13 protein-coding genes are annotated in these 15856 nt (G+C 40.3%); 8 read left to right on the top strand and 5 right to left on the bottom strand.

Going from position 1 to position 15856, the window contains the following annotated elements; translation table 11 throughout:
- The first annotated feature begins 39 nt into the window (after window positions 1–39).
- The gene (locus SNE25_RS24345; RefSeq protein WP_321561624.1) at window positions 40–513 is read left to right on the top strand and encodes a hypothetical protein; all 474 of its coding nucleotides are present in this window, start codon (window positions 40–42) and stop codon (window positions 511–513) included.
- Between the two features lie 740 nt (window positions 514–1253).
- On the opposite strand, the gene SNE25_RS24340 is transcribed toward SNE25_RS24345, so the two are convergent.
- Window positions 1254–1535 carry a hypothetical protein gene (locus SNE25_RS24340; RefSeq protein WP_321561623.1) on the bottom strand — a complete coding sequence of 94 codons (282 nt, stop codon included), beginning with the start codon at window positions 1533–1535 and terminating at the stop codon, window positions 1254–1256.
- 360 nt (window positions 1536–1895) lie between these two features.
- On the opposite strand from SNE25_RS24340, the gene SNE25_RS24335 reads away from it, so the two are divergent.
- Both SNE25_RS24335 and SNE25_RS24330 read left to right on the top strand, forming a co-directional pair.
- Window positions 1896–2204, top strand: a complete 309-nt coding sequence (locus SNE25_RS24335; protein ID WP_321561622.1) for a helix-turn-helix domain-containing protein — start codon at window positions 1896–1898, stop codon at window positions 2202–2204.
- Window positions 2205–2208: 4 nt separating this feature from the next.
- Window positions 2209–3459, top strand: a complete 1251-nt coding sequence (locus SNE25_RS24330) for a type II toxin-antitoxin system HipA family toxin (RefSeq protein ID WP_321561621.1) — start codon at window positions 2209–2211, stop codon at window positions 3457–3459.
- A 438-nt stretch (window positions 3460–3897) separates the two neighbouring features.
- Here SNE25_RS24330 and SNE25_RS24325 read toward each other — a convergent pair whose 3' ends face one another.
- A complete protein-coding gene (locus SNE25_RS24325; protein WP_321561620.1) occupies window positions 3898–4158 on the bottom strand; it encodes a hypothetical protein in 261 nt (86 codons plus the stop codon).
- Window positions 4159–4668: 510 nt separating this feature from the next.
- Between SNE25_RS24325 and SNE25_RS24320 the strand changes: the two genes are divergently transcribed.
- Window positions 4669–5394: a hypothetical protein gene (locus SNE25_RS24320; RefSeq protein WP_321561619.1), complete on the top strand. Its 726-nt coding sequence runs from the start codon at window positions 4669–4671 to the stop codon at window positions 5392–5394.
- Window positions 5395–5529: 135 nt separating this feature from the next.
- Here the strand turns inward: SNE25_RS24320 and SNE25_RS24315 are convergent, their stop codons facing one another.
- From SNE25_RS24315 to rbsK, 3 genes are all read right to left on the bottom strand, one after another.
- The gene (locus tag SNE25_RS24315) at window positions 5530–8157 is read right to left on the bottom strand and encodes a DUF5686 family protein (protein WP_321561618.1); all 2628 of its coding nucleotides are present in this window, start codon (window positions 8155–8157) and stop codon (window positions 5530–5532) included.
- A gap of 336 nt (window positions 8158–8493) precedes the next feature.
- Window positions 8494–9900 carry a hypothetical protein gene (locus tag SNE25_RS24310; RefSeq protein ID WP_321561617.1) on the bottom strand — a complete coding sequence of 469 codons (1407 nt, stop codon included), beginning with the start codon at window positions 9898–9900 and terminating at the stop codon, window positions 8494–8496.
- A 64-nt stretch (window positions 9901–9964) separates the two neighbouring features.
- Window positions 9965–10873 carry a ribokinase gene (gene rbsK / locus SNE25_RS24305; RefSeq protein ID WP_321561616.1) on the bottom strand — a complete coding sequence of 303 codons (909 nt, stop codon included), beginning with the start codon at window positions 10871–10873 and terminating at the stop codon, window positions 9965–9967.
- Window positions 10874–11082: 209 nt separating this feature from the next.
- Between rbsK and SNE25_RS24300 the strand changes: the two genes are divergently transcribed.
- From SNE25_RS24300 to SNE25_RS24285, 4 genes are all read left to right on the top strand, one after another.
- Window positions 11083–12633 (top strand): ADP-ribosylglycohydrolase family protein, encoded by a 1551-nt coding sequence (locus SNE25_RS24300; protein ID WP_321561615.1) that lies wholly within the window; start codon window positions 11083–11085, stop codon window positions 12631–12633.
- Between the two features lie 25 nt (window positions 12634–12658).
- On the top strand, window positions 12659–13660 hold the full coding sequence (locus SNE25_RS24295; protein WP_321561614.1) for a GRP family sugar transporter: 1002 nt from the start codon (window positions 12659–12661) through the stop codon (window positions 13658–13660).
- A gap of 344 nt (window positions 13661–14004) precedes the next feature.
- Entirely contained in the window at window positions 14005–14592 is a 588-nt protein-coding gene (locus SNE25_RS24290) for an RNA polymerase sigma-70 factor (RefSeq protein ID WP_321561613.1), read from the top strand.
- A 105-nt stretch (window positions 14593–14697) separates the two neighbouring features.
- The gene (locus SNE25_RS24285; protein WP_321561612.1) at window positions 14698–15828 is read left to right on the top strand and encodes a FecR family protein; all 1131 of its coding nucleotides are present in this window, start codon (window positions 14698–14700) and stop codon (window positions 15826–15828) included.
- Window positions 15829–15856: the final 28 nt, after the last annotated feature.

The following is a 15856-nucleotide window of genomic DNA, read 5'->3' as shown; positions in this document are numbered from 1 at the left end:
GTGCAAAAAGAGTAGGAGACGTAGATTAAACTAATAATTATGAACTACCCAATAGATTACAATCGGATTACAGTCAAAACAGACTTTTATCAAGAACTTATTAAGGCGCATGAAGAAGCTTCCTTGTACCTTTTAGCGTTTGCCTGGTGTCGCAAAATAGTGCATAGTGACGTATACTTAAATTTGGGTTCAACCCTATGCATTTTTGTCTTTCAAATAGAGAACAGTGCCAGTACAGATGATAATAATTTATGGGTTATAGTTGGTGACATTCCACCAATGTACTTAGATACGTATGGCCCCCAAACAACTAAGCATGTCCTGGAGGACTACATTAGATTGGCAGAAGACTGGATTGACCATGTTAAGGACGGGAAATCTATCAATAACTGTTACCCGTTTAAGGCAGAACCAACTATAGAAATGGCAACACTCTTAGAAAAGAGAGTATCCTTCATGAAAAATACGCTGATAGATAATATTGCATATATTCCATTACAAACTAACTTATAAACAACGCGTTGTTCGTAGAATCCAAGGCTGAGTGAAGGATTGTGCGCTATCCGAATGTCTGCGACTTTGGACAATTATGCTAACAAAATACTAACAACCAAGCCCAACCAAGTGTTGGGCTTTTACTTTTTATATGCTAACCTTGTTTTAGCATGTTGAATAAGGCCATCAAATATCATTGGTATATCCAGTATTCATAAATCAGTGTGTAGAATTCGATCAAAATTAAACAAAATATTAAAAAGCCCCGCTTTATCTAATATAGAAATAATATCCGGTAATCTATCCTTGAAAGAGTATTAGATAGTATATGACTCGATTAGGTTAGAAAACATAATATTCAAAAGTTTGTACCGGCGATGACAGTCATCGCCAGTTAAATCAAACTATATGTATTTTCGTCATTACGTACCTTGGGAACACTACCCTAAAAATCTGTATTTCGAGGAGATACAGAATCCTTACGCTGCGTTTTCAGAATTCTTTTTCTTCGCAGACCACCCTTGTTTTGAAAAAACACAGTTAACCAAGCTGAAAGAATCGGCGCTTTCTGATGATTATTATACGGGGGAGAGGCGTGAAATTCGCCCATAAGATAAACCGCTTGATACAGCGATATCAAATAGTGGAAATAGAAAAATAAAAGAACTAATAAAGTAATAGAGATAAATAAATATTTATTTGTAAAAATAATACAAATCCAAAAACTATCCAAATCGGTACTGATGGCCACCGATTTTCTATTTTTCAAATGTTTCGGCCAGGACCGATCGAATGGCTTGAAAACCTAACGGATAGTAAGCCTGCAGCAGTGTTGTATTATGCCGTAAACTTTGATAGACAACTTCTTTAGGTTGGTACATTACAATGACCCTTTCCAGAATATCTTTGCAAAATAGGGTAAGCTGCTGCTCCGGAGACTCGCCAAACACCACTAAAAGGAGCGGATGATTATGCAACCGGTAAAATAAAGCGATCACCGCCCGTAAGGTGTGCTCTATCGGGAACAATGGACGGGTCATGAACATTTCTCACAACTTACTTATTTCCAATATGTTACAAATTCAATTCTCAAGTACTTTACGAATCACGCAATGGAAAAATGATTCTAAATCGTTACAACAAATATAAAATAAATTAGAATAACAGTTCAGTTAGTATATGGTTATTCAATTGTCTTCTTTAAAATAAACCTTATCACAATTAATGCTAAACCTTTTCCACTTACCAGCGGGAGTGACCAGGCAATTCTGTAGGATATAATAAGATTAATCTCATTTACATATTCTCGATTCGCGATCTGCAAATCGAGGATAATATAATCATTATAATGTTTTATATATTAAACAATTTAAATATATTTGTTTATTATATACAACATTATGAAACAGCAAATAGTTCTTTTACCTAAAGCCCAAAAGGTGCTTAATGACCTGGGTGAGAACATTAAGCTTGCCCGTTTACGCAGAAAGCTGAGCACTACCCAGATTTCAGAACGGGCCGGCATTAGCAGGGCCACGTTATGGCAAATCGAAAAGGGTACGCCCACCGTGGCCATGGGAGCTTATTTCCAGGTATTATTTGCTATGGGGCTGGAAAAAGATTTCCTGAAACTGGGGTCAGATGATGAATTAGGTAGAAAGCTACAAGATGCCGGTTTACTAACTAAAGAACGAGCCCCTAAAAAATAGTCTTATGGCAAAAAGAATTTTGGTTTATGCGGACTGGCAAGGATTGCCAGAGACTATTCAGGTTGGAACACTGAACGCCGAAACAACTCGCGGAAAGGAAATATTTTCTTTCGAATATATGCCGAAATGGCTTCAGGCCCCGCAAGCACAAATCCTTGATCCGGATTTGCAGTTGTATTCAGGGCCTCAGTTCCTCAACGATGAAAAACCGAATTTTGGTATGTTTCTGGACTCCTCGCCCGACCGCTGGGGCCGCGTGCTTATGAAAAGACGCGAGGCCATCCTCGCCCGGCAGGAAGATCGCCGTACACAACCTTTAATGGAATCTGATTTTTTACTTGGGATATATGACGGAACCCGAATGGGCGGACTGAGATTTAAATATATAGAAGATGGTGAATTTTTAAGTCATGCTACGGAATTAGCAGCTCCACCGTGGGTAAGTCTCCGTGATTTGGAATACGCCAGCCAGCGCTTAGAAAACGAAGACATGAACGCAACTGAGGAATTACGCTGGTTAAATATGTTACTTGCTCCCGGTTCATCGCTTGGTGGTGCACGTCCTAAAGCAAGCGTAACTGACCCTAATGGAGGACTCTGGATAGCTAAATTCCCGAGCATTAATGATGACCATGACATTGGGGGGTGGGAAATGGTCGTCCATGAGTTAGCGGTAAACTGCGGTATCCGGGTTAGTCAATCACAGCTTGGTAAATACTCTGGCAGACATCACACCTTTCTGACAAACCGTTTCGACCGAAACGGTGGGCAACGCATTCACTTTGCTTCTGCAATGACCTTGCTTGGCCAGCAGGACGGCGCAGATTTTAACAATGGTGTCAGCTATCTGGATATTGCCGGTTTTATTATTCAGAACGGGCAGCAGGTTAACGAAAATTTGCGGGAACTATGGATGCGAATGCTTTTTAATATCCTAGTCAAAAACACAGATGATCACCTTCGCAATCATGGCTTTCTACTTCGTGAAGATGGATGGGAATTATCACCAGCTTATGATATGAACGCCAATCCATCTGGTCAGGGTTTAACACTCAATATTTCTGATGATGATAATTCGCTGGATCCGGAATTGGCTCTTTCAGTGGCTACATTTTTTCGACTGGCAGCATCTGATGCAGAAAAAATTCTGGAAAATATGATCGGACAGGTTGCCCAATGGCGTACCATTGCGGGAAAACATGGAATGTCACGCAGGGAACAAGAAAATATGTCCCCCGCCTTTTTTGGCAATTGATCATTACATAAGCTTGTTGTCGCAGGCGGATTGATAATAAAATTGTGCTGACAACCCTTCATCGTTGATGAGGATCTGGCAGGATATAGAAAAATTAACGCGGCCACATTGGTCAAGTTACAATCTTTGAAGATGTGACTATCGGTTTTGATCAATACCTTAACTTGATAGCTTTATCAAACGGAATAAGTTGAAATGCTATTAAATCCGTTTTTATACAGGAGAATATTTATTAGCGGAATTATCCAGAGCTTATAATGCACTCTCCGCGCACCCGGTCGTCAACCACGACCAGTCGCCAGACCTGACCACCGGATACTAAACATTTTAAGATAGCTATAAGTTATCAATGCCGGTAAGTGCCTGAATCAGCGAAGCCGAAATATATACGCAAAATGCCGCTAGCCAAAAAACAACAATATCCAGTCATAGTATTTCTTAAAAGGGTCCTGCGGCGTTAAGCATCGCGATCAGGTCATTTTTCTCTTCGATTATCCATTCATCATTGCGGATGAGTTCCATGATCAGTTGCCTTTCCCTTTCATTGTATAGTGCTCGGTCAAGCCCAGACAGCAGTCGCGAGTCATGGGCGGAACGCCATAAGCTTTTATGTTCCGTGGTCTTAATACTTTTGCGCGGACCGTTCGGAAATAACAACCTGATCTGCGAAATCTTCTCCTTTACCAGCTGATAGATCATTAGTCCATCGTAGTCCCAGTCACAGGAATAGAAGATAGGGAGTGTTATCTCACCGGTATAGTTCAACTTCTCGATATTCTTACCCCCGGCGTACCAAAGCTCGATATGGTGCTTTCGTGGCCTGGAGGGGCGTTTTAAAAAGTCCAGGTTCTCGCAAACGACGATCTTATCGGGATTGTCCGCCTGCAGAATATAGATGATGTGGTGATAACCCGGCCATAGGCTAATGTAAAACGAAACCTGGTCGTGACGGGGTTTCGTTATTTAATACCACGAATACAACGTTTTGGTAATCCACTGTTAAATCAATAGCAAGATTTATGAGCCGAATGATTTTAAAACCATGCCGGTTGGGTTTGTTAAATTTATCTGATATATTTGGTTTAGGATATTGAATGACAAGCTATTAACCTCGTCTTAATCTGATCAAATACCCGACTGTAGTTTTCCGGTAGTCTTAAGTTTGATATTTAAAATAACCAATCGTTTCATTATCTAAAAACTTGCTCCATGAGTTCACTCGAAGTTTTGAAACATGCACGCAATGTGTTTTCGATCATAAAAGGTAAAACGTTAAAATCAAAACACAAAATAGTTGAAGTATTCATTGAGATAGCGATTATCGTGTTCGCCATTTCCCTATCTCTATATCTGGAAAGATGGCGTGAGGAAAAAGACGATCATCACATCGAAACCAGGTTCCTGGAAGGGCTAAAATCTGATCTCGGGACAGATTTAAAGGAACTCCGATTATCTTCTGCCAGGTGCAATTCTATGAAGCAAGCAGCTGGATATTTTTTAAAGCCAGCTATAAAAATAAACTGGTCCGCCGATAGCATCAATCATTACGCTTATCAGCTATTTCATAACGTGTACTTTTTCCCCAATAGCAACCGGTATGAATCGCTAAAATCAACCGGCAAGCTTAGTGTTATAGTCGATAAGGGATTACAGGATGATATCATTGATCTTTACCAAACGAAGATACCGGATCTTCAGGAACAGATTAATTTCTTTAATGATTTCATGAACAGTAGTGTAAAGAATTATCTGATCCAAAACTTTAAAAGAGATAGCGATAACAACGTCCTGTTTGACAAATCCTTTTTTATTTCTGCACAAACTAAAAATATCTTATCATTTTATGGAGACCTCGACGATGTGCAGAAAAGAATACAGGCTACCATCAAAACAATAGAGAAGATTCTGGTTCGATTGGACAAATATCCAAAATAGCATCAGGGTGTTCTAATCGGCGGTATGTGACAATATATTGATTGGCAAATAACAAATAAAAAGCATTAGTACTAACTGGTTCTTTTTTTATCGATAAACTGCTGGTATAAAATCGATGATTGATTAACAAAAAAATTAGAGATGTGGGCTAAAGCTAAGTTTAACGCCGTATGGCGAAACCGCGGGATGATCAAGATAGTTGAACCTTTTAATCACGTCTATTCTTAAAAATTTTAAAATATTTCCAATACCTACACCTCCCTCAATATACGGTGTGTCGCCTAATGCAAAGGTGCCGTTTGATCCGTTTGAACCTACCGGAAATTGATAGAGGTCTTTTGAAAATAACGGATTATTTTCGTTGCGTAAACCACCATACAGTACTTTAAAGGAAAGGTATTCTCTCCATTTTAAACGCCGTATCAATGGTATCTTATTAAGGATGAAGCCGCTGAAGCTGTGTGTAAAGTTGAGACCTACATAGTGGTCGCTAACAAATTCCAGGTAGTTCATTTTGTTATATGCGTCGGGATCATAGGCTATGGATTGGTTAGCCCGCAGGATGCTAAGTAACGGAAATGGCACTTTCCCTGTTGTGATACTTCCCAATAGGGTAATATCCGAGTACCCTAACTGTGACATATAAAAACGCTTGTAAATGTTGGCGGTAACGTTGTTATAGGTGTATGCGCCGTTAAATACCCCTTTAAACGCGTGGCTTACCTGCAGGTTGAAGATGGGGTACCTGCTATGAATGGTATGCCGCTCCTCCGTACCTTGTATTATTTGTTCGTGTGGCGCATATCTCATGTTCAGCTCAACTTCACTGGTAGTTAAGTCATGTATGAGGTTATGATCAGGATTATTCGACCGGAATCTCAATGCAGCTGCCGGTTGCTGGTTCCAGTTTCTGAAAGCAATGTTAAAGGAAAAATGATTTTCAAAGTCCCGTACGTAAGCAGCTGTATAGGTTTTGTTATACAACCAATAAGCAGTTCTGCCTGTACTGAAAGATGTAAGTGCAGCTTGTTCAGGAATAATGGTCAGGCTTTGTCCCGGCAGGTCGGCATCGTACCGGTAGCTTATTTTAAAATAGTCATGAGGGAACCGGAAAGCAGACACCTTGTTTAGCGAAAAATAGGTGTTAAGGTTGTATTTTACCTGTTTATCCCTAAAACCATAAGCTATGTGATCTTCCAGATAAATAACCTTGCTAAACTGGGGTGTTGTTCTTCCGCCTATCTGTAGCCGGGAACCCTCCTGCGAATCGTATGCATAAGTAGACCCAAGAGGTCCTAACTGCACCGGCCCGACATTGGCGTAACCTCCGGTAAGTGCAGAAGCGATCCACGTGGTTCTTTTAAATGAGGGCATATTCTCTAATTTAGTAATATGCGCATATACAGTAGCCTGCTGGGCGGTTAATGTATCCGGGCGGTGATGAGCCCAATAACCTGTGTCAGCCTTGTTAGAGTTTTCAAGAACCTGTTGACTTTTTCCCTCATAAAAGGCGTTGGGCTGCGGGGCATTTAATTTATAGTTGGAAAATACGGCCGTGCGTTCACCAAATACCCCCATCCCTTTCTCCTTTAAAAGACCAAAATCAGCTTTAACATCGCTTTTTACCAGGAAATAACGATCTGAGTCACGCTTAAAATCCAGTTGTATTTTGAGGCTGCGCAGAAAATTGAGATTGATCTCTTTATTTACATTCAGTTCGCACGATTTAACGGCATATTTTCCATCCATTGTAACGTATAACCTACCCTCAAACAAAAGGTCGCCTCTGGTGCGTGGGGTAAAGCTGATTTCTATTAATTTTTCGGCGGTTGTTTTAACAGTATCAGTAATAAAAAACTTATAAAAGTCTGGTGCGTGGTTTGCAATCGGGCTCAGAAACTGCCTATTGATAATAAAAATGTTATTTGAATAGATATCAACATTATTACCATAAAGGCGGTTGACATAAATATCGAGCCCTGTGGTATCGATAAATTTAAGGATGTTGGTTTGTTTTTGAGCATTAAGGATCTGGATAGACGTTGAGGGATCTTTGCGATAATAGTTTTGAAACAGTTTTTCGCTAAAAAAGACAGGTAACGAAGTTTGCGTTTGCCCTTTTATTTTTGAAGTTGTATCCAGCATGAACTTGTACTTGCTGAAAAAGCGCCCGTTCAGGAATTTGTTGGAAAGGTTGAAAAATGAAAGCCCGATACGTTCATACAGATCATACTGCAGGTAATTTGAACTTTGCATCCGGTTACTGTCTTTATGATCAATAACCTGCTGAATGAGTTCAACAGCGGGATTTCCTTTGTTGCGGTACCGTTTACTTTTTGCAGATGTTATTTTGACTTCTTTTAACTGGGTTTCAGCATACCTGAGTTTAACAGATACGTTATTGACCTGCCCGGGATCAATTTTCCTGAATTCGGTTATATATCCCATAGACGAATAGGATACCTGGTTAAATGAGCCGGGAGCGCTTAATGAATAATTGCCATGCTTATCGGAAGTTGTATTGTAAGAACTGCCTGTAAAATTGACCCGGATATACGCAAGCGGCGCCCCGGATGCGGCATCGGTAATACGCCCGCTTACCTGTGTTACGGTATTACTTTGTTGTTGTGCTGATGCACTTAGCGAAATGAAAATAAAGTATAAAAAACTTAGTTTCTTAAATTTGTAAACACTTTGGGGCGGGGTTATCGCCCACGTAACAGAAGCCAATCGTGTAAGCGGATTCCAAAAAATAAAAGCCAACTGAATAAATAATTTATTGATAAAAAAATAAAGCGGGTATTTATACAGTCATTCTATTATGTTAGAAACGTTAAAATTTTAGTTCTAATTTACACTTAAATCTGTATTTAACCTTATGTTTTGGCATATTTAAGCAAATTGTTCTGTTCAATTAATTTCAGCAGCACGGGTTCGAGGCGAAAAATGTTACGATAATATTAACTTTCTCATTTTGCTGGCAAAAATCCTCAATCGGCCTACACGCAGTCAACGGCATCTGCTCATCTTTGTTGTATTCTAAATACAAAACATATAATTATGCTACATCAAAATGATATTTCAGGTGTTGACTTTTAACTAATAAACGGGTATTTTCCAGGCATCATCCGTCAAAACAGGATTAAACTCTATTGAGGTAGTGGTTGTAGTGATCTTGGTTCTTCCATCAGTAGATTCTGTAATGGCAGGGTAAGTTATCCCATTTACTTTGGTAAAATCTTTATATACAGAGATATTGGGCGCCGATGCATTAATATTATAAGCGTTTCCTTTAATGGTATAATCACTGCCAATCAGGTAAACAAGTTTGTTTTTATTCCGATAAAAAGTGACGATATAATCGTCTCCGGATGCAGCTACCGTACCTGTAAGGAAGCTGCTGCTCAGTTTTTTATGCAAACCCAATATGCTCTGGTACAGGCTTATCATTAGTTCATCCTTTTCATCTTGCGACAGCGCTTTTTTTGTTCCTCTCAGCCATTGCCAACCGTTATTTCCATCTAATTGCTTTACCAGCAGTAGTTTTCCGTTTTGGCTTAGCTCGGCGCGTATCCTATTATTAGCGATATCTGTCAAAACGATAGCCTGTATATTGCCTGTTATGGTGGCTGTTTCCTTAATGGTTGTAATTTTATCTATACTTTCACCACCGTATTGTGCCCGGAGCTTAGTCAGCAAATCGGCCGGTGTAGGTAACCCGGTTGTTGCGGGTGCATTGGTTTGGGGTCTGGTATCTCTGGTTACTTGCTGAGTGGTTACAGATTTTTCCTTCTCATCCTCCCGGAAATAGAATTCCCCGTCCAGTAAAATCAGGTCCTCCTCGTTTGGCGGGCTGTAAAAAAAGCTGTGTTTGGCAACAGTCCCGTTGCCGAATGTTAATGTTATTTCTCCGTCACCCAGCTTATAAGTCCCGCTGCTTTTACCATTTTTTTCGAATTTGCCACCCACGGTGCCGCCTGCTGCATCACCCGTTATCCCCACAATACTGGAGCGGTCTGCAGAAAAATTCCCTTTTCCGTCAAAATATAAAAAATCTGATGAAAAGGCACCTACAGCCGGCATGCCTGTACCCATACCACCGCTGGTAGAAGCCGTTCTTTTTTCATACGAGGCAGCAGGAAGGATTGTTACTTTTTTTACCTTGTGTAAAGTATGTTTAATGCCAGCCGTGCTTTCGAGATTGCCGTTGGCCGCCAATTTGTATTTTTTACCCTCATCACCGTTTTTGAAGGCCAAATGTACCATGTTATTTGTAATGGTATAGGCCCCACTAACTTTGGTCTTCCAATCGGTTTGGTTTAATGTATTATTGAAGGTTCCATTATTTTTGAAATAGATAACGATGTTATTGATCTGCATACCCTGAAAAGGCGTGGTATATAACTCTGCACCAACGTAAACGCCATTGAGTGTCGGCGACTGGGCATATGCTGTAAATGTGGCTGCGATAAATAGACAGAAGAGCAGGGAATATTTTTTTGACATTTAATAAAGTTCTGAAAAAACATTGTCAAACAGTATTTTACGAAATTAAATTTCTATTAAATCTTTAAAAAATTCCCATTTCTCTTTTGTAAGGAGCTGATGATTGTGCGCCCAATCTGGTTACTGCTATCCCCGCGGCTTTACAGGCAAACCTTACAGCGGTTTCTATACCTTTTCCTTCCGCAACGGCTATGGCCAGAGCTCCATTGAACACGTCGCCTGCCGCGGTAGTATCAACAGGCTTAACTTTTTCGGCAGCTACCATTATAAACTCGCCGTTGTTAAAAATCAGAGCACCTTCAGCCCCCAGGGTAATGATTACAATTTTTACACCCTTTTTGTGTATTGCTATTGCAGCAAGTTTAGCCGACTCCTGGTCAATTACCTTTATCCCTGTAAGCATGCTCGCTTCAACACTGTTTGGAGTAATAATGTAAAGGTTCTTCAATAACTTATCGGATAAAGCACATATTGGTGCCGGATTGAGGATTATCGGAACATTGCAGGAGCTGGCTATCGCGGTAACATATTCAACAGTTTCAAGAGGGATTTCAAGCTGCATTAAAACGACACCGGCATTTTCAATTTCCGTTTTTGCTTCCTGCAAGTCTTTGGGTAACAGCGTAGCATTGGCGCCGGATGCCACCACTATACAGTTTTCGGCTGCGTTATCAACGGTAATCAGCGCCACACCCGACGGGTTGTCCGGGTCTGAAAATATAAATGAAGTGTCAATTCCCCCATCTTTAAATAGCTGAACGGCTTGTTTACCAAATACATCGTTACCTATTTTTGAAATAAAAGTAACTTGTCCGCCTAATCGCGCGGCGGCCACAGCCTGGTTGGCACCCTTGCCGCCCGGATTCATAAAAAAGGTTCCTCCGAGTATGGTTTCACCGGCTTTGGGCAGGCGATCTGCTTTTATAACCATATCGGTATTGTTACTTCCTACTACTAAAATTTTAGCGCACATACGATGAATTATATAATTGATCCTGATATAAAGATAGTGCTAATGGCTGCTTAGTTAAGCGTTTGAATTTATACTTAAATGGTTAAATAAAGATCAGTAAATTTAGATTGTATAAAACCAATTTCTAAACCGAATTTTTCAGTTATCCAGGCATTAATAAATATTGCTGCTTAACCTGTTATAAAAGACATACAGAAACTAATTATAATATGACCAGATTAAAAATATTGGCCTTAGCTGTACTATTATGCCTTGGCGGCATAGCCTGTACAGAAAACAAAAATCAGGACTCTTCCCTGAAAATTACCAAAGATGCATTAATGGATAAAATAAAAGGTGGATGGGCCGGGCAAACCATCGGCGTTACCTTCGGCGGGCCAACGGAGTTCAGGTTTCAGGGTACGCTTATTCAGGATTATCAGCCGATAACGTGGTATGATGGATACCTGAAAAAAACTATGGAGGAGTCGCCTGATCTGTATGACGATATTTATATGGACCTGACCTTTGTGGATGTACTTGAAAAAGCAGGCCTTGATGCGCCTGTAGATTCCTTTGCGAACGCGTTTGCACATGCCGGGTATAATTTATGGCATGCTAATCAGGCTGCTCGTTTTAATATTCTTAACGGTATTAAAGCGCCTCAATCGGGTTATTGGATAAATAACCCACATGCAGATGATATCGATTTTCAGATAGAAGCCGATTTTTCTGGCTTAATGAGCCCGGGTATGCCAAAAGCAGCTACAAAAATTGACGACAAGGTAGGGCACATCATGAATTATGGTGATGGTTGGTATGGCGGTGTATACGTAAGCTCCATGTATAGTTTAGCATTTACATCGAGCGATATTAATTATGTAGTAACGGAAGCGCTTAAAGCCATACCTGAGCAAAGCGAATTTTATCAGTGTATCTCAGATGTGATCAAATGGCATAAGCAATATCCTGAAGACTGGAAACAAAGCTGGTTCGAGATCCAAAAGAAATGGTCGTCTGATGTTGGCTGTCCCGAAGGCGTTTTTCATCCTTTTGATATCGACGCTAAACTTAATTCGGCATATATAGTATTGGGTTTATTATATGGCAATGGTGATTTTACCAAAACGCTCGAAATAGCTACCCGTGCGGGTCAGGACTCAGATTGTAACCCCTCGTCTGTTGGTGGTATCCTGGGCGCCATGTTAGGATATAATAAAATTCCCGCATACTGGAAAATGGGCTTAAAAGATATAGAAGATATGGATTTTAAATACACCACCATGTCGCTTAATAAGGTTTACGCCATTAGTTATAAGCATGCGCTAGAAATGATAAAAAGAAATGGAGGGACTGTAGAGGCAGCTGATGTTACTATAAAGCTGCAGAAACCGGAAGCAGTGAGGTATGAAAAAAGCTTTGATGGCTTGTATCCAGTGGCTAAAAAATCATTGCCGCCTGTTAATAATCCAAATGAAATCACATTTGATTTTGAAGGTACAGGCTTTGCCTTGCGTGGCGCAGCCGATAAAAAGAAAAATAAGTTGCCCGATTATATTTTTGAAGCAGATATGTACATTGACGGGAATAAGGTGGAAACGGCCAAACTACCAACCAGGTATACTACTCGCCGCTATGAATTATTCTGGAAATACCAATTACCCAATAAAAAGCACACCGTACGGGTTTTAATTAAAAACCCTAATCCGGATTATGATTTGAGGGCCACAGAATATTTGGTTTACTCAGATAAACCTGCTGAAACTTCACACGCCAAATAGTTTAACCTAATTTAAATAACCAATTATGTTTATCGTTGAGAATTATGGTACAGCCGTGTTATTATGCGTAATAACCATGGTTTGCTGGGGATCATGGGCCAATACCCAAAAACTGTCGGCCAGGTCATGGCGGTTTGAATTATTTTATTGGGATTACGTTATCGGCATTTTACTATTTTCTATTATTTCGGCTTTTACGCTGGGTAGCATGGGTAACCAGGGAAGGAGTTTCCTGCCTAATCTTATGCAGGCCGATAGCGATAATATAGGCAGCGCCTTACTGGGCGGAATTATATTTAATGCCGCGAACATTCTTTTTTCGGCGGCTATTGCTATTGCGGGTATGGCAGTGGCTTTCCCGATCAGTATAGGTCTTGCGCTAGTAGTGGGTGTGTTTATTAATTACGCTGCAGCTCAAAAAGGTGATCCGGTTATCCTTTTTCTGGGTGTAGGGTTAATTGTAATTGCTATTATTCTTAACGCCATAGCCTATAAAAAGGCTTCCTCGGCTAATAAGCAAGTGTCATCAAAAGGGATTCTTATTTCGTTGTTGGCCGGTATCCTGATGTCGTTTTTTTATCGCTTTATAGCTGCATCTATGGATTTAGAAAACTTTGCAAGTCCGGTGGCGGGCAAAATGACCGCCTATACCGCTGTGTTGGTCTTTTCGGTAGGTATTTTCATAAGCAATTTTGTTTTTAATACTATTTTGATGAGGAAACCAATAGATGGGAACCCGGTTACTTATGCGGCATATTTTAAAGGAAAGTTTAAAACGCATCTGGTTGGTATTCTTGGTGGTTTAATATGGGGCTTGGGTAACTCCCTTAACCTTATAGCAGCCGGTAAGGCAGGGCCTGCAATCTCTTATGGCTTAGGGCAGGGCGCAACTTTAATAGCGGCATTGTGGGGAGTATTTATCTGGAAAGAATTCAGGAATGCACCCCGTAGCGTAAATTCATATCTTATGGTTATGTTTTTGTTTTTTATAATTGGGATAGGTTTAATTATATATGCCGGCAAATAAATGGCTTCGCACAATTTAATGCAGCTCAGTAGTTGTGTTGAATAGAAGACAGGTATTATAAGGTTTTTTGCAGATTGCAATAGATAAAATTCTCTTTTTAATAGCTTTTATCTATTTTTAGCCCTTGAGTGTACGGTTTCAAAGTGCATTTCCATAACCAATTGTAATCTGATAAGTCAACTTAACTATTTTCCATCGCGAAAATTAAAGTATGAAGAAATATTTACCCCTAAAAAAAGAACTATCTATTTTTGTATTTCCTTACAGCATGGACTGTCGGCACGGTCATTTTTTCTTTTATTCCTGTACAAGTTTCCGCAATTATTATAATAAGCTGAAATTTAATGTCTGATTATGGCTCATATACAGATGAGCAGTTAACCTTTTATTTAAAAAAAGGTGAGCAAACTGCCTTTACCGAGATTTATAACCGATACTGGCGGGTAATGCTGGCTGTGGCATGGAATCACTGTAAGGATCGGGCTATTTCTAAAGACATTGTGCACGATGTGTTTATTTCGCTATGGGAAAGACGTGACCAGGTAAATATTCAAAACCTGCCCGGCTTTTTGGCTGGCTCGGTAAAATTAAGTGTGTATCACTATTATCAAAAAGAGCAACGGCGCAGTGAGCTCGCCCGGAAAAATTTTGAATATGAAACCATTGCTAAAGAAGAAGATAAACTGGACGCTCGCTTTTTGCAGCAGTATATTGATGGGATGGTTGAAGAACTCCCTGAAAAATGCCGCCTGGTATTTCGCTACAGCCGTGAAATTGGTATGAAAAACTCAGAGATAGCTGCCCAAATGCAGATTTCTGAAAAAGGGGTAGAGGCTAACCTGACCCGTGCCCTTAAGATCATTCGTGGGGGGCTTAAAAAATACGGCGTAATGTTAATTGTCGCCATTCATGTTTACCGTTCTATTTTCTGATTCTCCTCCCATTTTAGCAGGGTTCAAAAAAATATTAAATTTTTTAAAGTTGATGTAGGGTAAAGTGTGGTTTGCGTAACATGTACTTATAAAGCGCAATACCAATTGAACCGCCAAACAATTTACGACTTAATAAAAAAAGATAAGGAGGGCACTGCCACAGCTTCAGAGAAGCAGGCGTTGGCCAAATGGTACAACAGTGTTTCCAATCAGGAAGCTGAATTTCCGGAAGACGAAGAACGTGTTCGCGAGGAAATGCTGGCACGCCTGATGAGCGAGATCAATTTCCCAAAAACAAGATCTTTTAACTACCAAAAATGGGCCGTTGCCGCATCGGTACTGATTATGCTTACTGCCGGCTTAATTGTATTTAACGCCAAATACAAGGAAAGCAAAAAACAAGGTGCCGCACTCAGTCAAAATATTCAGCCTGGTAGCAACAAAGCCATTTTAACACTTGCTAACGGAACTAAAGTGCGGTTAGCCGATATCAGCAATGGTAAAATACTGCAGCAGGGCGGAAGCCGTGTTATAAAAACAACCGACGGAAAATTGATTTATGACGCTGGTTCAGGTGTGCCGGCGAACGATGCGTTGCAATACAATACCATGGAAACACCAAAAGGAGGGCAGTATCAGCTGCTTTTGCCCGATGGCACCAGGGTGTGGCTTAATGCGGCCACATCATTAAAATACCCGGTTAGCTTCGCATTATCAAAAGAGCGTGTAGTTGAGCTCAATGGCGAAGCTTATTTCGAAGTAGCGCATGATAAAGCACATCCGTTCCGGGTGGTTAGCAATAAACAGAGTGTGGAGGTTTTAGGAACTCATTTTAACGTGAATGCCTATCCCGATGAACCCAACACCAAAACCACGCTGTTGGAAGGTTCTGTTAAAGTTACTTCAGGAAACGATAAGGCTATATTAAAGCCAAACCAGGAATCTGATCTTACTACCAATTTTAAAATTTCGGACGTAGACGCGCAGGAAGCGATAAGTTGGAAAAATGGCGATTTCAGGTTTGATGAAGAGCCTCTGGAAATTGTTATGCGGCAGATAGCCCGGTGGTATGATGTAAAAGTTGTATTTGAGGATGAGAGCGTAAAAAAAGAAACGCTTGTTGCTGTAACCAAACGATTTGACAGTATAGCCAAATTATTAAAGATCATTGAGCAAACCACTGATGCCCGGTTCATTATTGAGGGGTCTACCATCAGGGTTGCAAAACATAAATAAACCTAATTATATATTCTTTAAACTATTT

This window comes from Mucilaginibacter sabulilitoris (assembly GCF_034262375.1).
Lineage (GTDB): Bacteria > Bacteroidota > Bacteroidia > Sphingobacteriales > Sphingobacteriaceae > Mucilaginibacter > Mucilaginibacter sabulilitoris.
The sequence above is the reverse complement of the archived record's forward strand: the minus strand, read 5'-3'. Positions and strand labels throughout refer to the sequence as shown.